Consider the following 19,758-nt stretch of genomic DNA (forward strand, 5'->3'; position numbering starts at 1 on the left):
AGAAGCTCGTGAAACCACTTACTTCCATCTTCCCCGAGTGGGGTGTTAGGTCGGAGCGGCGGGATTCGAACCCACGACCCCCACTACCCCAAAGTGGTGCGCTACCAAGCTGCGCTACGCCCCGAAATAATTAGCTGTTCGTTAACCTGGGGTACCGAGAGTGGTTAACCAACAAGACCAATATAACAGATCTACGCCTCGAAAGGAAGAAGGCCAGCCAATATGAACCTGATAAGCCTTTTTTCAACCTCGTTTTGGCGAGGGCGGTTCCGGTCGGAGCGGCGGGCATTTGATTCCGATAGAGTCAGTCGCGTCTGAACGAACAAGGATCGTAAGGCCGTATCTCAAGATGCTTGACCATCTTAGCCGTTGGTGTCGTCGATCCTGTGACTTATCGTCGGCCAATAAAAAGGAGGAGCGGCGATGCGTGAGGAGGTTCCGGTCTACCTGTCCCGGCGTCAGGTTCTGGCGAGCGGTTTAAAAGCCTACGCCCTGCTCTCAGCCAACCTTTGGCTTCTGGGCTGCGCCCGAGCCTCTGAGGGGACGGGCTCCCGGGCTATCAGCCAGGGAGCTGCATCCTGGGCTGCCGGTGGAACGGGTGCAATGCGGGGGACCTACCCCAATCCTTTTCAAGGGCGCGAGAGCGAGCCGTGTGTCCTCACACCAGCCCTGACGGAAGGCCCTTGCCACGCCGCGACCTTGAACCGGAAGGACATCAGCGAGGGGATATCCGGCCTACCGATGCGCTTGAGTCTACGCATCACCCGTGCCGATGCTTGTACTCCGGTCCCCAATGCTTCCGTGGATGTCTGGCATGCGAGCCCTGCGGGCTACTACTCGGCCTTCCCTGCAGGAAGCATCTGTAACCCTAGCAGCACCGATGCGCAAGCTGAGCACTTCTGCCGCGGGGTCCAAAGCACCGATGCCAACGGCGTGGTCGATTTCGATTCGGTCTTTCCCGGCTGGTATCCCGGCCGCACCACCCACGTTCACTTCATCGTGCGGGTTGGCGATCAGGCGTATCTCACCTCGCAGCTGTTCTACGATGACGCCCTCAGCGATGAGATCTTCAGCGCTCACCCCGATTATCGCGGTCGTCCACGTCGCGATACCACGAATCAAACGGACGCTGTCCTCGTAGGCCGAGAGCTCGATCCGTTCTTGCTTCGTACGGCTCGAATGGCAGATGGGGCTTTGCAAGCCTGGAAGACGATCACCCTAAGATGAGCTGCATAAGGTGGAAGTTGTCCTGATGCCGGCGGGGGGCTTTCAGGTCGGCGTCACGAGGTGAGCGTGCTGACGCCATCTATCCCACTCGGCCCCCAAGCTCGCTTCCATGCGCACGACTTCCTCGCTGATCGGATGCCGTAATTCCAGCTGGTAGGCATGCAGCCATAGCCGCTGCATGTTCAGCTGCGCTGCCAGATCGCGGTTGAGCGGTCCCTTGCCGTGGGTGGCGTCGCCGATGATGGGGTGGGCGATGTGCTTCATGTGCCGGCGCAGCTGATGGCGTCGGCCGGTCAGGGGGGACAGCTCCACCAGTGCGCAGCGGGTGGTAGGGAACCGACCTTGCGGCAGTGGCAGCTCATAGCGCTCGAGTGTCCGAAACCGGGTCTGGGCCTCCTGCATTTCCTCGCGCTGGTGGCGCATGTCATCGGGCATGCGGCGCAAGGGATGGTCGATCAGGCCCTCGTCGACCGGCCAACCGCGCACAACGGAACGGTAGGTCTTGCGCAAACCCTCACCTGCTTCGAAGGCTTGGCCCATTGCTCGGGCGGTCTGAGCGTCCAGGGCGAACAGCAACACGCCGCTGGTGCCCTTGTCCAGGCGATGCACCGGCCAGACCGGCCGACCAAGCTGGTCGCGCAGCATCTGCAGCGCAAAGCGGGTCTCGCCCGCGTCCAGGCCGGTGCGGTGTACCAGCAGTCCTGGCGGCTTGTCCACCGCCACGAGATAGTCGTCGCTGTAAAGAATCGAGAGCATTACGGGAGTATCGTAGCCTGCGGCGGTGCTTCTGAGCTAGCACTCAGGGGATAGTGATTTCGATAGACGCAGGATCGCTTTTTGAGCGTGCAAATTGAAGTTGGGCTGCTTGATTTCGAAACGCCCCAAGTACCGCGGTCATACAGTGAGCCCAGGTTCCGCCCTCACCCATGCCTCGGAACGACACACCTGGCCTATTCACGATACGTCGTTTATCATCAAACCAAGGTGGGCATTGAAACTCCTGTCCCCTGTGACCTGAATTGTTAGATGTTGTCGCTATTATGTTTCTTCGGAGGATCTTGGATGCCTAAAGTCGTGGTTCGCGCCTTTGCCTGTTCCCTGGATGGTTTCGGAGCCGGCCTTCAACAAAGCGAGTCCGAACCTTTCGGCAAAAACGCGTTCCAGATCATGGACTGGTTCACCCCCACCCAAACCTTCCAGTCCATGGTCGGAGGCGAGAAGGGCAGCACGGGGCTGGACGACAGCTACGCGGCCAAGGCCTTCGAGGGCGTGGGCGCCTCCATCATGGGCCGCAACATGTTCAGCCCCCTTCGCGGCCCCTGGGCCGACGAGGACTGGAAGGGCTGGTGGGGTGACGAACCGCCCTTCAAGCACCCGGTCTTCGTGATGACGCACCATCCCCGGCCCACCCTGGAATTCGAGAACGGCACCTCCTTCCACTTCGTCAACGGCTCGCCGGAAGAGGTCCTGAAGCTCGCCCAGGCCGCAGCCGGCGGCAAGGACGTCAAGGTCAACGGCGGCGTCTCTACGGTCCGAGCCTTCTGGAAAGCCCGGCTCCTCGACGAACTGCACCTGGTCATGGCGCCGGTTTTCGTGGGGGAGGGCGAGCGGCTCTTGGGCGGTCTGGGGGTGGAGAAAGACTACCAGGTGGCCGGCTTCGAGGCTTCCGAAGCGGCCGTGCATTACCGGATCGTCAAGAAACACTCGGTGTAGTGTTCCCAGGCATGGGTGAGAGTTGCCCCCTCATCCTCAAGCCTGTTTCCTTCCGCCGAGGGCGATACACGTTGCCCTCGGTGTCTTGAATCCAAGCGCCCCGTGCATCCGCCTACTGACTAAACCTATTTAGAACAGACCCAAGTCACCGGCTGATCGCAAATTGAGCGTCGTGAGAAAATGACAAAGAAAGACGGCCAGCCTGTAGAATCCAGGCTGGCCGTCTATTTTATCCTCTGGCGAGGAGTCGGAGCGGCGGGAGTGCTACCCCACCATTTACCACCCGATGCGGATCACCTGCCTTAGAGCTTCAGGTTTCTTTGGTGCCGCATCTCGAGGCTAAGAGCAGCGGAATCGGTCTTCAGAGGCTTCCCCGCAGTTACTTGACTGCGTTCAGGCGCTCTTCCAGGCGATCCCACGTTTCGGTAATGCCCTGCAGCATCCCCATTTCCATGACGGTCTTGAGGGCTTCTGCTGAGACATATTCCCCGCGGCTCACGAGCTTCGTCTTGCCGCCGAGGTCGATAAATTCAAGCGTCACCTCGGTCGACGGCATAGCAGGGTTCTCATTGCCTTCAGCATCCGAGAAGTAATCGACGTAAACAATCTTCTCAGGCTCGACGATTTCCTTGTAGATCGCTTTGCCCCAAGATTCCATCCCGAAGAATTGGCCCTGGTTTTGATCGACGCACTTCATGCAATAGTGCCAGACGCCACCCGGCCGAAAGTCGACGGTGCAAACCGGAATCTCCCAGCCGCGCGGTCCCCACCAACGCTTGAGATGCTCGGGGTCCTGATACATCTTGAAAACGAGCTCGCGCGGCGCGTTGAAAACACGCTCGAGTACAAGGACCTTATCGCTCTCCACTCGCGATTCCATGACGCTGCTGGACATTGGTAATTCCTCCTCCACGTTTGAGTGAGCCTAGGGGTGTTCTCTGCTCTGAACTTCTTGTAAGTAAGCGTCCAGATTGTCCATACGATCTTCCATGAGGCGCCGGAATGAATTCACCCAAGAATCCAGCGCTTGGAAGGGTTCAGGTTTAAGTCGATAGATCCGGCGATTGCCTTCGGCCTTCACTATCAAGATCCCGTTGTCGCTAAGCACTTTCAAATGCTTTGACGCTTGTGGCTGGCGAAGCCCCAACCGCTCGGCGATTTCCCCCACGGTTAGGGGGCCGTCGCGTAGGAGCTCGACGATGTGCATGCGATTAGGCTCGGCCAAAGCGCTCAGCGTCGTCATCGTCACGCCAGGATTTTTCCTCGACATGTGGTTCACCTCATGACGCCCTGATCGATGGAATGGAATCCCACCCTCCCGAAGGCATCTTCCTGGTGTATCGAATATACTTTCACGAGAATATTCCTGTCAAGGAATATTTTGAATTCAAAAAACTCTCTTGGTACGAGTCAGCGATCGGGTCGGCGAATCCAGTATCGAATGCGAGGGTCGGGGATGGGTATGGGGTCGCAAGGATGCATGGGGTCACTGCCGCGAAGTGGTTTCCAAGTTTGAGCGAAACCGGGCGGACGAAGGCAAAGACGGCTTGCCTGTAGAAGCCAGGCAGGCCGTCTCAGTTGATTTACTCGATGCTTGTGGCATCCTGGATGTCGTTCTGAGCGGCGGGACGGTCAACCCGAGAGACACCTTGCATGCCACAAGGGCTATCGATTTGGTTAATGAATTGCTTCTAGAGGCTGTACGGAAAGGCTAGCGGAAGCTGGTCAAAATGGCTGAAGTAAGATGGCCCCATATGGGGCCATCTTACTGTTCATGAAAGCGTACGAGCTCGTCCTGCGTGAACAGATCATCGCCGCCTACTACGACGAAGGTGGCACGTATAAGGATGTCGCTGATCGCTTCGGCGTGAGCGTTAGCGCCGTGCGAGACTTCCTCCGCCGCTACCGTGAAGAAGGGGACGTCTCTCCGAAACCTCACGGGGGCGGTCAGCGACCAAAACTCAAGGAATCCGAACGTGAGGTCCTGCGCCAGCTCAGGACGGAAGCCCCCATGCTGAGCATTGAGGCCTTGAACGTGAAGTTCCTCGAGGCCACTGGCACGACGATTAGTAGCCAGACCGTGTGGCGGGAGCTCAAGAAGTTGGGGTTCTCGACCGCTCCGATTCCTCGCAAGAAACAAAGCGAGCCACGTCCGCCATTCTCAAAGCAATCGAGAACCCACCGATGCAGGCAACGGTCTCCTGCTCCTGGACCCGGGCGTGATCAGGCCTATCCCAGTGATCTCACGGATGCGGAGTGGGCGGTGCTCGAACCCTTGATTCCGCAGGCCAAATCGGGCGGACGTCCGGCGGAATGGCCGAAACGAGAGATCGTCAACGCGATCCTCTACGTCTTGCGCGCTGGGTGCTCCTGGAGGATGCTGCCGCACGATTTTCCGCCCTACACCACGGTCTACGACTACTTCCGAGCGTGGCGGGACCAGGGGCTCTGGGAGCGGATCAACGCCGTGCTCGCTCAACGCCTGAGAGTCCTCGCCGGAAAGAACCCCGACCCCACGGGAGCCGTCGTCGATAGCCAATCGGCGAAGACGACCGAAAAAGGGGGGCCCGGGGTTACGACGGAGCCAAGCAGCTATCTGGCAGGAAGCGTCACCTTGCGGTGGACACCACGGGGTTATTGATCAAAGCCCACGTCCATCCCGCCAATCAGAACGACCGTGAAGGCGCTCGGTGTCTGTTGTCTCGTCCAGCTGAAAGATTGAGGCGGCTCCAGGTGCTCTGGGTGGACCAAGGATACTCGGGTGCGCCATTCGTCACCTGGATGCAAGGCGCGTTCCCAGGCTGCGAGGTCAGGGTGACGACCCGGCAGCATCCCCATACCTGGATCGGTGCGGATGACGGCAAGGTGGAATTGTCTCGTCCTGATTTCGAGATCCTGCCTCGCCGTTGGGTTGTGGAGCGCACATTTGCCTGGTTAGGAAGAAACCGAAGGCTCAGCAAGGACTACGAGGGCCTCCCCGAAACCGAGGAGGCCCTCATCTACATGGCCATGGTCAATCTAATGCTTAGGAGGATCGCCTGAGGAGCTTTCCGTACAGCCTCTAGGATGAGTTCCCTTTGGGAAAGAGTGCCTCATTGGGAATTAGAATGTGGCTCGCCTGTTCGTCAGAGGTGTGATCGGACGAGGGCTTCCAACTCATCGATAGATGCGCCAAGGTCTGGCAGCTTGTCGTCATTTCGATAGCGATCCAAATCGGCAAGGTGCTTGAGGAGCCCCCGCAAGTGCTTTGTCACCCCGTCTTGGTCAGGATGGGGACAGCACGAACACGTTAGGTGACCATAGTCGTGCCACAGCCACTGCAACCTTCCGGAGATGTACCAGTCTCGGGAAAGTAGATCTTCGGGGTCAAGTGCAATTGCCAGTTCGAACAGCTCAAGAGCGCTATCCGGGAGCCCGTTCGCGACCAGAAGTGCGTGTACTTCATGGTTGTGCTCAAGCTGGCCAAGCCACCTCACGGCCCGAGGGTTGTTGGACTTTGCTTCCGGAATCAACAGCTTGACAAGGTGCAGAGTTAGCGGGTGTCTGAGCTTGAAGGCCGGTTGTTGGGAGTGAGCCAGTACGACGCTGCAAAAGTTTTCCGCCCAAGCCTGTTGCTGCACCAATGGTTGCGATGTTAGCTCTTGAAGGAAAGCATCCAGCGTCACTTTCCAGGCGCGCTTGTCATTGCGAGCTTCGCGTTCAAGGTAATCGCGCCAGAGTTGGGCTGTGCGGTCTGACAACCCTGTTCCAAGCATCGTGATGTCTGATCTCGATGAAGCTGTCATAGAGTTTTAATTCCTCTAAGGTCTGTTTTCGAACCCGATGTGACCAGGTTCCCGAAAGTCGGGTTAGCCAGAACTCTATAACCGCGGAAAAAGAAAGACGGCCAGCCCGTAGAAGCCAGGCTGGCCGTCTATTCTATCCTCTTGCGAGGAGTCGGAGCGGCGGGATTCGAACCCACGACCCCCACTACCCCAAAGTGGTGCGCTACCAAGCTGCGCTACGCCCCGAAATTATGTTTCGGAAATTTGTTAACCATTTAGTTAACTGGGGTTATGCTTGGTTTGACCAAGCAAATTGAATATAACAAACTGACCCACGATTGGCAAGGGGGAAGTTCGTGGGAAAATGAGAAAACATCTCGCCTTGCGGGATCCTATCGGCGGAAACCCTTACGCACAGAGGGCCGGGGGCAATCAAATCCCAAAGACCGCTTCCCCCAGCAGTTCGGCTTGCTCCCCTGGTGCCAGGATGCGCACCCTCACGTCCGCGATGGAGAGAGGCTTGGTTGCCGCTGGGCGCCCCATCGGGCGCACGAGCGTCACCGTGCCCTGGCCGCTAACCTCTGCCCGCCCATCCGGCGTCACGACAAGGGCCGTCTTTGGCTCGAGGCCAATTCCCAGGACGGGCGAACGGTGCACGGTCGCTTCGACCAGGCGCCCGAAGCCCCCTCGATCCGTGAAGTGGGCATCGACAACGGCACTTTCGAGCAGGCCAAAGCCCGCTCCAAGCATTGGATGGAAGGTCGCCTTCTCGTTGCCGAGGATCGCAAGGTCGCCCCAGACCATGGCCCCGCTTCCCATCCCCGCGATGACGGCGCCACGCCGCCAAGCGCCTTGCAGCGCGCCTTGCCACGAAGGCTTGCTCAGCGTTTTCAGGATCTTGCGGGGATCGCCTCCCGGCAGGAAGAAGCCTGTCGCCTGGTGGAAGGTGGCCGCCTGAGCCGCACTTGGTTCGCCAGTGGGGATGACGACTTGCACATCCCTGGCCCCGAGCCGCTTGAAGTAGGTCTGGTAGGTCTTGCCGACGGTTCCAGGGGCTTCCGAAGCCGCCGGCACGATGACCAGGCGCGCCCTGTCACCACCTGCGAGTTGCAAGATTCGACGCCCAATCGCCTCTTGGTCCGCACCGTCGCTCATGAGGACGAAGGGCCCTCCTGCAAATGCGCGGCGTGGCGCCTCAGCAGCCTGCATGGGGTGAGCCGCCGAGACCAGGCAAAGGGCGCAGGCGATCGCAACTGCTGGACGCATGAAAACCTCCTGTCACGCGGGTTCGACGCCGCGAAGGCAGGTCCAGGATAAGAGAGGAATGTGCCGTCCGTGTTGCAGGGAGCGAGGCCAGAGATTACATCGGCTTTCGCGCCAGGTGAGAACGCGCTTACGGTTTCGGTGGCCAGGGGGCCGGCAGAGCAGGGGCATGGCCATCGCCGCCCCAAGGGGTGCGCGTCGGCTTGGGCGACGGGCGCCGGGTAGGTGCAGGGGACGGGGTGGCGCTCGGCGGTGACGGCGTCGGCGAAGGCGCTTCGGTATCCATGGTCAGGGCCGTCCCGAGGCGCGTGCCGATCGCCTCCGGGTCCTGGCTTGTGCCTGCCAGGGCCTGTCCCGCGAGCCGATCGGCCGTCTGAGCGACTTGGCGCATCAAGGCATTGGCGGTCGCGAGTTCTTGGAACTGAGCATCGAAGCTTTGGCCGGCTCTCTCGGTCGTTCGCGTGTCGAGCTGCTTCAGGACGCGGGCGAGCTTGGGACGTGGCACGCCGGCGAAGCCCGCCCCGAAGGTCACACGCTCGGCTTCGCCTACCGAGAGGGCCCCCGCGAGCGGCGCGACGGTGCTGCCTGCCGAGAGGGTGCGGGTGCCGGGGACCATCGGCTGGGTGGTGGTGGCGATCAGGCCAAAGATACGCCCCCAGGCGTCTTTCACCACGACTTGCAGCAAGACGGGTTGCGAGGCAGGAGGGAGCGCCAGGCTGAAGCGGCCCTCGGGGCTGGTGCGCGCTTGCGCGAGCACGCGGCCGCTTGCCGGATCGATCGCTTCGACGGTCTGCACGTCGGGCAAGGTGGTTGCAATCCCTCGGGCGTCGAGCGGCTTCAGGGGGATGCTGTTGGTAAAGGGCGTGCTCTGGGTGAAGGGGGTGCCGTTGGTGAAGGCGGGAGGCAGCACGACCTGACCCTCGATGTGACCGGCACCGCTCGGTGGGGTGGCTGTCGGTTGACCGCAGGCGCCGAGGAACAGCAGGGTGAGTAACCCGTAACCGAGGAAATGTGCCTGTTTCACCGGCTCGCTTCCCTTGTCGCGAGGCGTGCTTCGAGGGCGAGAGCCTCGACGCGCTCAGGCTTGGCGCCCAGTTGCTCGAACTCATGCAAGGCCAGCATCAGGCTCTCGCGGGCGCGATCGCGCTGCTTGCGCGCGAGTTGCAGGTGGGCGGTCTCCAGGTGGCCTCGGGCGATCTCGAAGCGTGAGCCCACGTGCTCCAAATGGTTGAGCGCGAGCCCGAGAGCCTCTTGTGATTCGCTCAGATTGCCCGCGAGTCGCTCCAGGCGCGCGAGCAACAGGTGAGCGGCGCCCTGCTGGAGGACGTTGCGGGTGCGGCGGGCGTCTTCCAGTGCCTGGCGCAGCTGCTGCCGCGCTTCGTCGGTCTCGCCCGCAACCATCAGGGCCTGCGCGAGCCCGATGAGCCCCTCGGTCCTCAGCTCGGCCGCGCCTGAGACCTCGATGAGCCGCAGCCCGCGCCGGAAGCCCTCGATCGCCTCGGGGATCTTGCCCGCTCGTAGCCAGGCGCACGCGAGCGCGCAGCGCGAGGCGCCGGACCCGAAGCGATCACCGAGCTGGTTGCGCAGCGCGAGTGCGCGGGCGTGGTGGGCTTCGGCCTCGCGGAAGTCACCCCGGTTGGCCGCGAGGTTCCCCAGGTTGTTCTCGAGCGACGCCTCGCGATCGGGAAGCTTCAGCTTGCGGTAGTAGCCGAGGCTCTCGTGGTAGCAGCGATCCGCTTCCTCCCAGTCGCCCCGATCCAGATGGACGTTGCCCAGGTTGTTGAGGCTCGCCGCCTGGCCTGCGAGGTCGTTGGCCTGCTTGCGCTGAGCGAGGGCCGCGGCGTGGGCCCCGAGCGCTTCGTCCAGGCGCCCGAGACGGTAGAAGTTGATCCCGCGCAGGCTGTGCGCGAGGCCTTCGAGGGCCGGGTTCGCCTCGCTGCCGAGGGTGCGCTGGGCCTCGGCGCCGAGATCGAGGCTGGTCGGGTAGTTGCCCAGGTAGTGGTAGACCCAGGCCTGGTCCAGCGACAGCTTGGCGCGCTCGGCGGCGGTGAGGGCCTGGGCGAGCTCGCGGCTGGCCACCCCGAAGTGGGTGAGCGCCCCGGCGAAGTCGCCGCGCGCCATGCATAGCTCCGCGAGCAGCCGCGAGAGCACGCCGAGGGCCAGCTCGCGCCGGCAACTGCCGCGGCGCAGGTGGGCCTGGGAAACGCCGTGGCGCAGGGCGACGCCCTTCTCGTCGATGCTCTTGCCTTCCAGCTCTTGCCGCAGGGCAGCCTCGAGGCTCTGGACGTCTGCGATCTCGCGATCGATGAAGGCGCTGATGAGTGGTCTCATGCGCGTTTTGAGCAAGCAGTAATCGTCAGGATGGCCATAGGACGCCATTCTAAACCGGCGATGCGGTCCAAAAAAAGAGACGACTAGGCCTTATTTTTGCAGAGGGTTAGATCAGCAGGTCGAGCAGCAAGCCCCGGATCTCGTTGATGGAGGCGGCGATGTCGATGGCTTGCGCCTGTCCGTTCAGGATGCTGTCGGTGAGCGCGGCGAGCTTGTCGTCCAATTGCTTGAGGATCAGCAGCGTCCGGTTGCGCCGGTCGGTGCGCTTCTCCATCTTGCCGAGCTTGTCGTTGATCGACTTGAGGAAGCGTCGGATCGCGTCGCGGAAGTGCGCCACGTGCGCGGGGGTCGGGCTCTTGAGCAGCAGCTTGGCCTGCGTGTCCACGTCGGCGATGAAGGCCTCGACGCTCTGGGGCTGCTGGGCCGAGCGGGTGGCCTCGAACTGCTGGGCGAAGGTGCCCAAGGGGTTCGCCGCGCGCGCCGAGCCAGGCCCGAGCGGGCCGAGGCCCTTGCCGGGCTCGTTGGGAAACATTTCGCCGATGCGGATCATACCGGGCATATACCCTGAATCCCTGTTAAGGATTCGCAAAGGACTATCGCTTGTTTTGAACCGCGCGAATTTGCTAGGATCGAGCTTCCCCATTCCGTTCGAGAGGTTGCCATGTCCCAGCTTGCGCTGATGTCTCCGTTGCTTCAGGGCCTCAATGCCGATCAGGCGGCGGCCGTGACGACGATCAACGGCCCCGTGCTGGTCATCGCTGCTCCCGGTTCGGGCAAGACCACGGTCCTGACCCGGCGCCTGGCCTACCTGCTCCAGAACGGGGTGCGCCCCGAGCAGATCCTGGCGGTGACCTTCACCAAGAAGGCCTCCACCGAGATGACCCAGCGCCTGGCCAAGCAGATCGGCTCCAAGGACATCGCGAGCCGCATGACGGTGGCGACCTTCAACTCACTGGGCCTCAAGCTGCTCGAGGGCAACTACCGGCGTCTCGGCTACACCGTGGACAAGCCGCACCTCTTGCTCGAAGGCACCCAGCGCGCCCTGTTCGACGTCCTGTTGCGCGAGCAGGACGCCATGGACATCAAGTACGAGGAGCTGGGCGCCTACATCTCGCTGGCGAAAGCCACCCTCACCGAGCCCAACCGGGTCAACCGCCTCTCGGCGGACCCCAACGAGGCGCGGATGGCGGACCTGTACAAGGCCTACCAGCTCCGCCTGATGCAGCAGAACCTCATCGACTTCGACGACCAGATCCGGCTGTCGGTGGACCTCTTGCTCACCCAGGACGACGTGCGCCGCGAGATCCAGGCGCGCTACACCCACGTGCTGGTCGACGAGTACCAGGACACCAACCGCGCCCAGTACACCCTCTTGCGCCAGCTCTCCGCTCCCCAGGACAACCTCTTCGCCGTGGGTGACGACGCGCAGGGGATCTACGGCTTCCGCGCCGCCGACATCGACAACATCCTGAGCTTCACCCGGGACTACCCGCAGGCCAAGTCGATCTACCTGGAAACCAACTACCGCTCGACGCCAGGCATCATCAAGCTCGCCAACAACCTGATCGCCTTCAACGCCAAGCAGATCAAGAAGACCATCAAGGCGGCGCGCACCAAGGACGGTCAGCGGATCCGCAACCTCAAGGTGCTCGACCAGTTCAACGAGGCCTCGGCCATGATCGAGGCCATCAAGGAGCTCTTCCTCGAAGGCACGCCGCCCGAGGAGATCGCCGTCCTCTACCGGACCCACGCCCAGGCCCTGCCGATCATCTCGGCGCTGGTCGAGGCCGAGATCCCCTTCGTGGTGAAGAAGAGCGGCAGCTTCTACGACCAGGCCGAGATCCAGGACATGCTCAACTTCCTGCGCTTGGCCCTGCCCAAGCCCCACCCGCTCGTCGAGGTGGCCTTCGAGGGCCTGCTGCGGCGCCTGGGGGTCTCCAAGGACGCCATGTCCATCCTCAAGGTCGAAGCCGAGCGTCGGGAAGGCTCCCTGTGGGCCGCTGCGGAGCTTGCGGATCGCCTGCCTTTGGGCAGCATCCAGCAGCGCAACCTCGTGATCCACGCGATCCGGATGGTGGTCGGCTGGCGCCAGTACCGGGGCCCCATCGCGGATTTGGTGCTCAAGATCCTCGAGCAGACCCGCTACCGCGACACCCTGCAGGGCAAGAAGGGCGAGCAGGCCCGCCAGAAGCTCGACTGCCTCTCAACCTTCCACGAGCAGGTGTCGCGCTGGGCCCCCAAGAGCCTCTACGACTTGTTCAACACCATCGACCAGCAGATGCGGCCCAAGAAGGCCAAGAAGAACGAGGCCGTCCAGCTGCTGACCATCCACTCGAGCAAGGGCCTGGAGTGGGATGCGGTCTTCGTGATCGGCATGGAGGAGGCGACCTTGCCTTACCAGGTCGCGCTCGACGAGGGCAACCTCGCCGAGGAGCGGCGCCTCTGCTACGTGGCCATCACCCGCGCGCGCCGCTTCCTGCAGCTCAGCCACTGCCATGAGCGCAGCAGCTTCGGTCAGAAGAAGTCCGTGGTGCCGAGCCGCTTCCTCAACGAGATGATGAGCGGCCCCAAGGCGACGTGAGCGCGATAGCAGCTTGACGGGATGGGCGTCCTTCCGGTACGCTCAACCGCAGAATCCCTGGATGAAGGGGAGTAGCCGCCGGTTTTAGCCGGACGATGGGGCCGACAAGCCCGGGGCTCAAACGCCCTCGGTCCTATCGACGAGATAACACTGTCTCGGGAGCAAGACCTTCGCCGTTGCGTGCCGATTGCACGCAAGGCGAGTCTTGCTCCCTTTTTTGTTGCGGAGGTCGTGTGGATATCATTTTAAGCTTGTTCTGGGTCTTGCTCTCGATGGGCGGCATCATCCTCGCTTGCGAGGCCTTCACCAACGCCATCGAGTGGTTCGGCAAGAAGCTCAACCTCTCGGAGGGCGCGGTCGGTAGCGTGCTCGCCGCCGTCGGTACGGCCCTGCCCGAGACGATCATCCCGATCATCGCGATCGCAGGTGCCTGGTTCGCCAAGGACGCCGGCGGGACTCATGCCGGGACCGACATCGGTATCGGCGCCATCGTGGGCGCTCCCTTCATGCTGGGGACCCTCGCCCTCTTCATCACGGGTGCTGCCATCGTGGTCTTCACCCGTCAGGGCCGCCGCGACGAGAAAGTCCTCGCCGACACCAAGGTCATGAAGCGCGACCTGCGCTTCTTCCTGATGACCTACCCCGCGATCATCCTGGCGTCGTTCATCCCGAGCCACGCCGTCAAGGTGGCCCTGGGCTTCGTCCTCTTGGGTCTCTACGGCTACTACGTCTACAAGACCCTGCAGGAGCCCGGCGAGCTCGGCGATAACATCGCCCCGCTGTACTTCTACCGCAAGGGTGAGCCCAAGCTCGGGGTGGTGGTCGCCCAGATCATCTTCAGCTTGCTCGGCATCATGATCGGCGCCCACTTCTTCGTCCACGAGATCGGCCACCTGGCCCATGCCTTCAACATCTCGCCCCTGATCCTCTCGCTGGTCGTCACGCCCATCGCCACCGAGCTGCCCGAGAAGTTCAACAGCGTCATGTGGGTCCGGGTCAAGAAGGACACCCTCGCTTTGGGCAACATCACCGGCGCGATGGTCTTCCAGAGCTGCATCCCCGTCGCCGTGGGCCTGTGGCTGACCCCCTGGGAGCTCGGCCGCGACAGCCTGTTCAGCGCGGCGATCGCCGTTATCGCCGCCGCCGTCCTCTACTGGGAGGTCTCCCGCAAGAAGGGCATCACGGCCTTCTCGCTGATGCTCGGGGGGCTGTTCTACGCGGCCTTCTTGATCGGGGTCTTCGTCTTCAAGATCTAGCGCGCTGGATCGCTTCCCATCCGACGGGATGAATCGGCCCCACCTGCGGGCTGATTCATCCCTGTTTTTATGAGGCAAGAGGGATCTCGGGAAAGCAGGGATGGTAGAATAAGCCTGGGTTGTAGGTTGGGTGCCCCGCCCCTCAAGCCGTTCCCTCAAGAAAGCTGCCAACAGTCGCTATGAAAAGCTCCCGCATCGCCGGTTTCTACCGCCTCTCCGTCGATGAGCGCATCGACAAGCTCGCCGAGACTTACGAGTTGACGCGCGAGGAGATCGACGCGCTGCGATCGCATGGCGCCCTGAACATGGCCGATGCCGACAAGATGGTCGAGAACGCGGTGGGCATCTACTCGCTGCCCATCGGGGTCGCGCTGAACTTCCTCATCAACGAGAAGGAATACATCGTGCCCATGGCCATCGAGGAGCCCTCGGTGGTCGCCTCCTGCTCGTACATGGCCAAGCTCGTCCGCGAGGGCGGCGGTTTCCGCGCGGGCAGCACCCGGCGCGTGATGATCGGCCAGATCCAGGTGGTAGGCTGCAAGGACTTCCGCGCGGCCAAGAACGCGGTGCTCGGCGCCAAGGACGACCTGATCTCGGCGGCGAACGCCTTCTCGCCCAACATGGTCAAGCGCGGCGGCGGCGCCATCGACCTCGAAGCGCGGATCCTCAACGACAATCCGCTCTCGGCCTACAGCACCATGCTGGTCCTGCACCTGATGATCGACACCCAGGACGCCATGGGCGCCAACACCATCAACACGATGGTCGAGGGCATCGCCCCCATCGTCGAGCAGCTGACCGGCGGCAAGGTCCACCTGCGCATCCTCTCCAACTACACCGACACCTGCATGGCCTGGGCCACCTGCAAGATCCCCGCCAAGGTCCTCGAAACCGACGAGTTCTCGGGCGAAGAGGTCGTGGACGGCATCGTGAAGGCCTACGAGTTCGCCGCCTCTGACGTCTATCGCGCGGTGACCAACAACAAGGGCGTCATGAACGGCATCGACGCGGTCGTGATCGCAACGGGCAACGACTGGCGCGCCATCGAGGCCGGTGCCCACGCCTACGCCGCCAAGGACGGGATCTACGGCCCCATGGCCCACTGGTCCAAGGACGAAGAGGGCAATCTGGTCGGCAAGATCGAGCTGCCGATGCCGGTGGGCATCGTGGGCGGGTCGATCCAGATGCACCCCATGGCCCAGGTCGCGCTCAAGTTCCTGCGCGTCCGCACTGCCCGCGAGCTGGCCGAGGTGACCGTGGCGGTCGGCCTCGCCCAGAACATGGCGGCGCTGCGGGCCCTTGCGACCGTGGGCATCCAGAAGGGTCACATGGCCCTGCACGCCCGCTCGGTGGCGGTCACCGCCGGCGCTCGCGGCGAGCTGGTCGAGGTCATCGCCCAGGCCCTGGTCGAGGCCAAGGACATCAAGGTGGCCAAGGCGGCCGAGCTGCTCGCGCGGTACGAGGCAAAGGGCGCCCTCTGATGAGCGCCCCTGCCGAAAAGGCCCGCGCGCACGCCCCAGCCAAGGTCATCCTGGCCGGCGAGCATGCGGTGGTCCACGGCCATCCCGCCGTCGCTCTGCCCTTCCCCGCCATCATGGCGGCGGGCGAGGCGCGCCCGGCGAGCTCGGGCGTGACCATCCGCTCGGATCGCTACCCGGACCTTGCCGCCCGCCTGAACCTGGACGGGACCGAGTACGCTCCCACCGCGCGTCCCCTGCAGCCGGTGGCCGAAGCGGTGCGCGGCGCGCTGGAGGCGCTTACCCGGCTCGGTGGTGATCTCAAGCCCTTCGAGCTCGTGCTGTCGAGCGGTATCCCGGCGGGGGCCGGTCTCGGCAGCAGTGCTGCGATCGCCGTCGCCGCCATCCGTGCCACCTTCTCCTTCCACGGCCGCACCGTGCCGCCGTCGCTGCTGAGGATGCTTGCGACCAAGGCCGAGGCGATCGCCCACGGCACCTCGTCGGGCCTCGACCCGACGACGGTGGCCGCCGAGGGACCGATCCGTTTCGTGCGCGACCACGCCCCGATCGACCTGGAGGTCCAGGAGCCCTTCGGCCTGGTCGTGGCCGACTCGGGCCAATCGAGCGGCACGGGCCGCATGGTGGCCCAGGTCAAGGCCGGCATCGAGGCGGATCCCGCCCGGCGCGAGGCGCTGAATACCCTCGGTGAGGTGGCCGATCTGGTCGCCGAGCTGCTCGAATGCGGTGACATCCCGGCGCTCGGCCGCGAGCTGAGCCGCGCCCACGACTTGCTGGCTCGGCTCGGCGTCAGCACGCCGCGCCTGGATGCCATGGTCCGCGCGGCCTGCGAGGCGGGTGCCTTCGGCGCCAAGCTCTCCGGCGCGGGCGGCGGCGGGTGCGCGATCGCCCTGGCGCCGATTTCGCAGCTGGGCGAGGTGGCCCAGGCCATGATCGAGGCAGGGGCCGTGACCGCCTGGCCGACGCAGTACTTGATTGAAAGGGATGCCCCCCGATGAACCCCATCGAAGCGCGCAAGGAAGACCACATTCGCGTCAGCCTGGAAGAGGACGTCCAGGCCCGCTCGGTCCGTACCGGCTTCGACCGCTACGTCTTCATCCACCAGGCGCTCCCCGAGCTCGACTTCGCCGAGATCAGCACCGAGACGAAATTCCTCGGCCGCACCTTCGCAGCCCCCTTGCTCATCTCCTCGATGACCGGCGGCCTCGAGCGGGGACGGACCATCAACCGCAACCTGGCCCAGGCGGCCCAGCGGATGAACGTGCCCATGGGCCTCGGGTCCCAGCGCATCACCCGGGAGCGTCCCGAGACGCTCGATAGCTTTCTGGTCCGCGACGTGGCCCCGGACGTCTTCCTCATCGGCAACGTGGGGGCCGTCCAGCTCAACTACGGCTTCGACGTCGAGACCTGCCGCGAGCTGGTCCGCTCGGTGGGGGCGGATGCGCTCTACCTGCACCTCAACCCCTTGCAGGAGGTGGTGCAGCCCGAGGGGGACACCAACTTCAAGGGCCTCCTGCCCAAGATCGAGACCCTCTGCCGCGAGCTGGGCGTGCCCGTCCTCGCCAAGGAGGTCGGCAGCGGCATCGCCCCCGACACGGCTCGACGTCTGGTCGAAGCCGGCGTGGCGGCCATCGACGTGGCCGGTACCGGTGGCACCTCGTGGGCGGCCATCGAGGGCCTGCGGGCCACCTCGAACGTGGCGCGCTCCCTCGGCGAGCTCTTCCGGGACTGGGGCCTGCCCACCAGCGAATCGCTCAAGCTCTGCCGCCGCGAATTGCCCGACACGCCCCTCGTCGCCTCGGGCGGGATCCGCACCGGCCTGGACGTGGCCAAGGCCCTCGCCCTGGGGGCCGACCTCGCGGCCACGGCCCATCCTTTCCTCGAAGCGGCCACCACGTCGAGCGAGGCGGTCGAGGCGGTGATCCATCGCCTCGTGACCGAGCTCAAGGTCGTGATGTTCTGTCTCGGCTGCCGCACCATCGACGAACTCCGGCGGACCGACCGCCTCCGAGAGGTTTCCTGATCCATGCCTTCAAACGCCACCGCCCGGGCTTGCTCCAACATTGCGCTGGTCAAGTACTGGGGCAAGCGCCAGGCGGCGCTGAACCTGCCCGTCAACGGCTCCATCTCCATGACCCTCGACGGGATGCACACCACCACCACCGTCACCTGGGACGACGCGCTTGCCCATGACGAAGCCGAGCTGAACGGCTCGGTCGTCGCGGGTGAGGCCCTCGACAAGCTCTCTGTTTTCCTGGATCGGGTCCGCGAGCGCTGGGGCGAGAGCCCTCGGGCGCGCATCGTGACGACGAACAACTTCCCCACTGCGGCGGGCCTTGCCTCGTCGGCCTCGGGCTTCGCGGCCCTCGCCCTCGCCGCCACCGCGGCGGCGGGCCTCGACCTCGGCCCCCGGGAGCTTTCGATCCTGGCGCGCCAGGGCTCGGGATCCGCGAGCCGGTCGATCTTCGGGGGCTTCGCCGAGTGGAAGCGCGGCGAGCGTGAGGACGGCACCGACTCGTACGCTGAGCAGATCCTCGAGCAGGACGCCTGGGACGTGCGGATGCTGGTGGCGGTCCTCGCCCCCGGCCCCAAGTCCGTATCGAGCCGGGCGGGCATGACCCGCACCGTCGAGACCTCGCCCATGTACCCGGCTTGGGTCCAGACGGTGGGGGCGGATCTCGACGCCATGCGCGAGGCGATCGCCGCGCGGGACCTCTTCCGGGTGGGTGAGATCGCCGAGGCCAACTGCCTCAAGATGCACGCCACCATGCACACGACGCTGCCTGCGATCCTCTACTGGCAGCCGACCACCGTCGCCCTCATGCACCGGGTCATGGCCCTGCGCGCCGAGGGCTTGTCCTGTTACTTCACCATCGACGCGGGGCCCAATGTGAAGGTCCTCTGCGCCCCCGCCGACGCCGAGCGCCTCGCCAAGGAGCTTGCGGCCGTGAGCGGGGTGCAAGAGGTCCTCACCTGCCGCCCCGGACCTGGAGCCTATCTGCTTTGAACGTGAAAAGCATCGTCGCCACCGCCCCCGGCAAGCTGGTGCTCGCCGGGGAGTATGCCGTCCTCTCGCCCGGCGAGCCCGCTGTGGTCGTCGCCGTGGAGGCCCGCATCACCGTGCGCGTTACCCCGGCTGCCGCTTATTCCTTTAGCTCGGAGTCGCTCGGCCTTTTCGACCTGCCGGTCCGCTACGAGGGCGATCGCTGGGTGCCGGAGAGCGGACCTGCGCCCAAGGTGGCCTTCGCCGCCACCGCCGTCAACGTGGCGCTCGCCTATCTGCGGGACAAGGGCCTGCCGATCGCTGCCTTCGCCCTTTCGATCGAGGGCGGGCTTGAGAGCGCCGACGGCGCTAAGTACGGCTTCGGCAGCAGCGCGGCGGTTTCGGTCGCGCTGGTGGGCGGCCTGCTGGCGGCCTTTGGTCTAGAGCCCGATGCGGCGCAGGTCTTCAAGCTCGCCGCCCTCGCCCACCACGAGGCCCAGGGCTCGGGGAGCGGCTTGGATGTGGCGGCTGCCGCCTACGGCGGGGCCATCCGCTATGTGGCCTTCGACCCGGATTGGCTCAAGGAGCGGCGCGCGGCGGCTGACTCGGTCGCTCAGCTGGTGGATGCTACCTGGCCGGTGCTTGGGATCGAGCCTCTCGGCTGGCCCGAGGACCTGGAGCTCGGCATCGGCTGGACTGGTGTTCCTGCCTCGACCTCGGCCCTCATCCGGCAGGTCGGTGAGGCGCGGGAGCGGCAGGCATCCGGGTATGCGCGCTTCTTGATCCAGAGCCGGCAGGCGACCAACTCCCTGGCGGCGGCCCTGCGCGATCGCGATGCCATGGGGGCGGTCCAGGCCCTCGGCCGGATGCGCGAGGCGATTCACGTGTTGCAGGACGCCTCGGGGGTCGCCATCGAGACGCCCGCGCTGCGCGCCTTCGCCGATGCGGCCGAGGCCGCGGGCGGAGCCGGGAAGTCCTCGGGTGCGGGCGGCGGTGACTGCGGCGTGGCTCTCTTCGCGGGAAGCGAGCCTCTGGGACGCGCCAAGGCTGCCTGGCAAGCGTCGGCGGTGGAGCCCCTCGCGGTCGGTCTCTCGCCCAAGGGGCTCATGCTCTCGAAGTAACTGCGCGGCTGCGCGAAAGGCCAGCCTGCTAAAAAGCCTCAGCC

Annotated in this window: 17 protein-coding genes, 2 tRNA genes and 3 pseudogenes; 12 read left to right on the forward strand and 10 right to left on the reverse strand. The window is 64.2% G+C overall.

Annotation, left to right across the window (positions count from 1 at the left end; genetic code table 11):
- Positions 1–50 precede the first annotated feature (50 nt).
- Positions 51–124: transfer RNA gene (locus tag J7643_00670), tRNA-Pro, on the reverse strand.
- Positions 125–423: 299 nt separating this feature from the next.
- On the opposite strand from J7643_00670, the gene J7643_00675 reads away from it, so the two are divergent.
- Positions 424–1,227, forward strand: coding sequence for a protocatechuate 3,4-dioxygenase (locus tag J7643_00675; GenBank protein MBO9539088.1), 804 nt, complete (start codon positions 424–426; stop codon positions 1,225–1,227).
- A 42-nt stretch (positions 1,228–1,269) separates the two neighbouring features.
- Here the strand turns inward: J7643_00675 and J7643_00680 are convergent, their stop codons facing one another.
- On the reverse strand, positions 1,270–1,983 hold the full coding sequence (locus J7643_00680; protein ID MBO9539089.1) for a pseudouridine synthase: 714 nt from the start codon (positions 1,981–1,983) through the stop codon (positions 1,270–1,272).
- 306 nt (positions 1,984–2,289) lie between these two features.
- Between J7643_00680 and J7643_00685 the strand changes: the two genes are divergently transcribed.
- Positions 2,290–2,940, forward strand: coding sequence for a dihydrofolate reductase family protein (locus tag J7643_00685; GenBank protein MBO9539090.1), 651 nt, complete (start codon positions 2,290–2,292; stop codon positions 2,938–2,940).
- 379 nt (positions 2,941–3,319) lie between these two features.
- Here the strand turns inward: J7643_00685 and J7643_00690 are convergent, their stop codons facing one another.
- Positions 3,320–3,835, reverse strand: coding sequence for an SRPBCC domain-containing protein (locus J7643_00690; protein ID MBO9539091.1), 516 nt, complete (start codon positions 3,833–3,835; stop codon positions 3,320–3,322).
- 30 nt (positions 3,836–3,865) lie between these two features.
- A complete protein-coding gene (locus J7643_00695) occupies positions 3,866–4,210 on the reverse strand; it encodes a winged helix-turn-helix transcriptional regulator (protein MBO9539092.1) in 345 nt (114 codons plus the stop codon).
- A gap of 474 nt (positions 4,211–4,684) precedes the next feature.
- On the opposite strand from J7643_00695, the pseudogene J7643_00700 reads away from it, so the two are divergent.
- From J7643_00700 to J7643_00710, 3 pseudogenes are all read left to right on the forward strand, one after another.
- Positions 4,685–4,864 (forward strand): annotated as a pseudogene (locus tag J7643_00700) (helix-turn-helix domain-containing protein).
- Between the two features lie 87 nt (positions 4,865–4,951).
- Positions 4,952–5,077: pseudogene (locus J7643_00705) on the forward strand (hypothetical protein).
- Between the two features lie 126 nt (positions 5,078–5,203).
- Positions 5,204–5,982: pseudogene (locus J7643_00710) on the forward strand (IS5 family transposase).
- Positions 5,983–6,065: 83 nt separating this feature from the next.
- Here the strand turns inward: J7643_00710 and J7643_00715 are convergent.
- From J7643_00715 to J7643_00740, 6 genes are all read right to left on the reverse strand, one after another.
- Positions 6,066–6,725: a hypothetical protein gene (locus J7643_00715; protein ID MBO9539093.1), complete on the reverse strand. Its 660-nt coding sequence runs from the start codon at positions 6,723–6,725 to the stop codon at positions 6,066–6,068.
- A 151-nt stretch (positions 6,726–6,876) separates the two neighbouring features.
- Positions 6,877–6,950, reverse strand: a tRNA-Pro gene (locus J7643_00720).
- Between the two features lie 186 nt (positions 6,951–7,136).
- Positions 7,137–7,970: a cyanophycinase gene (locus tag J7643_00725; GenBank protein ID MBO9539094.1), complete on the reverse strand. Its 834-nt coding sequence runs from the start codon at positions 7,968–7,970 to the stop codon at positions 7,137–7,139.
- A gap of 127 nt (positions 7,971–8,097) precedes the next feature.
- On the reverse strand, positions 8,098–8,991 hold the full coding sequence (locus J7643_00730; protein ID MBO9539095.1) for a hypothetical protein: 894 nt from the start codon (positions 8,989–8,991) through the stop codon (positions 8,098–8,100).
- On the reverse strand, positions 8,988–10,298 hold the full coding sequence (locus tag J7643_00735) for a tetratricopeptide repeat protein (protein MBO9539096.1): 1,311 nt from the start codon (positions 10,296–10,298) through the stop codon (positions 8,988–8,990). Before J7643_00735 ends, J7643_00730 begins: the two co-directional genes overlap by 4 nt.
- Before the next feature lie 106 nt (positions 10,299–10,404).
- Positions 10,405–10,857, reverse strand: coding sequence for a YaaR family protein (locus J7643_00740; GenBank protein ID MBO9539097.1), 453 nt, complete (start codon positions 10,855–10,857; stop codon positions 10,405–10,407).
- A 102-nt stretch (positions 10,858–10,959) separates the two neighbouring features.
- On the opposite strand from J7643_00740, the gene J7643_00745 reads away from it, so the two are divergent.
- The 7 genes from J7643_00745 to J7643_00775 all read left to right on the forward strand — a co-directional run bounded on the left by J7643_00745 (position 10,960) and on the right by J7643_00775 (position 19,714).
- Complete coding sequence (locus tag J7643_00745) at positions 10,960–12,879, forward strand: ATP-dependent helicase (protein ID MBO9539098.1); 1,920 nt, start codon at positions 10,960–10,962, stop codon at positions 12,877–12,879.
- Positions 12,880–13,121: 242 nt separating this feature from the next.
- Complete coding sequence (locus tag J7643_00750) at positions 13,122–14,135, forward strand: sodium:calcium antiporter (GenBank protein ID MBO9539099.1); 1,014 nt, start codon at positions 13,122–13,124, stop codon at positions 14,133–14,135.
- Between the two features lie 179 nt (positions 14,136–14,314).
- Positions 14,315–15,616 carry a hydroxymethylglutaryl-CoA reductase, degradative gene (locus tag J7643_00755; GenBank protein MBO9539100.1) on the forward strand — a complete coding sequence of 434 codons (1,302 nt, stop codon included), beginning with the start codon at positions 14,315–14,317 and terminating at the stop codon, positions 15,614–15,616.
- The gene (gene mvk / locus J7643_00760) at positions 15,616–16,608 is read left to right on the forward strand and encodes a mevalonate kinase (protein ID MBO9539101.1); all 993 of its coding nucleotides are present in this window, start codon (positions 15,616–15,618) and stop codon (positions 16,606–16,608) included. The genes J7643_00755 and mvk overlap by 1 nt, the downstream gene beginning before the upstream one ends.
- The gene (locus J7643_00765; GenBank protein ID MBO9539102.1) at positions 16,605–17,633 is read left to right on the forward strand and encodes a type 2 isopentenyl-diphosphate Delta-isomerase; all 1,029 of its coding nucleotides are present in this window, start codon (positions 16,605–16,607) and stop codon (positions 17,631–17,633) included. The genes mvk and J7643_00765 overlap by 4 nt, the downstream gene beginning before the upstream one ends.
- Before the next feature lie 3 nt (positions 17,634–17,636).
- Positions 17,637–18,617, forward strand: a complete 981-nt coding sequence (mvaD, locus tag J7643_00770; GenBank protein MBO9539103.1) for a diphosphomevalonate decarboxylase — start codon at positions 17,637–17,639, stop codon at positions 18,615–18,617.
- Positions 18,614–19,714 carry a phosphomevalonate kinase gene (locus tag J7643_00775; protein MBO9539104.1) on the forward strand — a complete coding sequence of 367 codons (1,101 nt, stop codon included), beginning with the start codon at positions 18,614–18,616 and terminating at the stop codon, positions 19,712–19,714. The genes mvaD and J7643_00775 overlap by 4 nt, the downstream gene beginning before the upstream one ends.
- The last annotated feature ends 44 nt before the right edge of the window (positions 19,715–19,758 follow it).

The sequence above is a fragment of the bacterium genome, assembly GCA_017744355.1.
Taxonomy (GTDB): Bacteria; Cyanobacteriota; Sericytochromatia; order S15B-MN24; family UBA4093; genus JAGIBK01.

Bases quoted from the DNA above. Each gene is read 5' to 3' on its own strand.
- J7643_00675 (MBO9539088.1), top strand. From the start codon at position 424: ATGCGTGAGGAGGTTCCGGTCTACCTGTCCCGGCGTCAGGTTCTGGCG.
- J7643_00680 (MBO9539089.1), bottom strand. From the start codon at position 1,983: ATGCTCTCGATTCTTTACAGCGACGACTATCTCGTGGCGGTGGACAAG.
- J7643_00685 (MBO9539090.1), top strand. From the start codon at position 2,290: ATGCCTAAAGTCGTGGTTCGCGCCTTTGCCTGTTCCCTGGATGGTTTC.
- J7643_00690 (MBO9539091.1), bottom strand. From the start codon at position 3,835: ATGTCCAGCAGCGTCATGGAATCGCGAGTGGAGAGCGATAAGGTCCTT.
- J7643_00695 (MBO9539092.1), bottom strand. From the start codon at position 4,210: ATGTCGAGGAAAAATCCTGGCGTGACGATGACGACGCTGAGCGCTTTG.
- J7643_00715 (MBO9539093.1), bottom strand. From the start codon at position 6,725: ATGACAGCTTCATCGAGATCAGACATCACGATGCTTGGAACAGGGTTG.
- J7643_00725 (MBO9539094.1), bottom strand. From the start codon at position 7,970: ATGCGTCCAGCAGTTGCGATCGCCTGCGCCCTTTGCCTGGTCTCGGCG.
- J7643_00735 (MBO9539096.1), bottom strand. From the start codon at position 10,298: ATGAGACCACTCATCAGCGCCTTCATCGATCGCGAGATCGCAGACGTC.
- J7643_00740 (MBO9539097.1), bottom strand. From the start codon at position 10,857: ATGCCCGGTATGATCCGCATCGGCGAAATGTTTCCCAACGAGCCCGGC.
- J7643_00745 (MBO9539098.1), top strand. From the start codon at position 10,960: ATGTCCCAGCTTGCGCTGATGTCTCCGTTGCTTCAGGGCCTCAATGCC.
- J7643_00755 (MBO9539100.1), top strand. From the start codon at position 14,315: ATGAAAAGCTCCCGCATCGCCGGTTTCTACCGCCTCTCCGTCGATGAG.
- mvk (MBO9539101.1), top strand. From the start codon at position 15,616: ATGAGCGCCCCTGCCGAAAAGGCCCGCGCGCACGCCCCAGCCAAGGTC.
- J7643_00765 (MBO9539102.1), top strand. From the start codon at position 16,605: ATGAACCCCATCGAAGCGCGCAAGGAAGACCACATTCGCGTCAGCCTG.
- mvaD (MBO9539103.1), top strand. From the start codon at position 17,637: ATGCCTTCAAACGCCACCGCCCGGGCTTGCTCCAACATTGCGCTGGTC.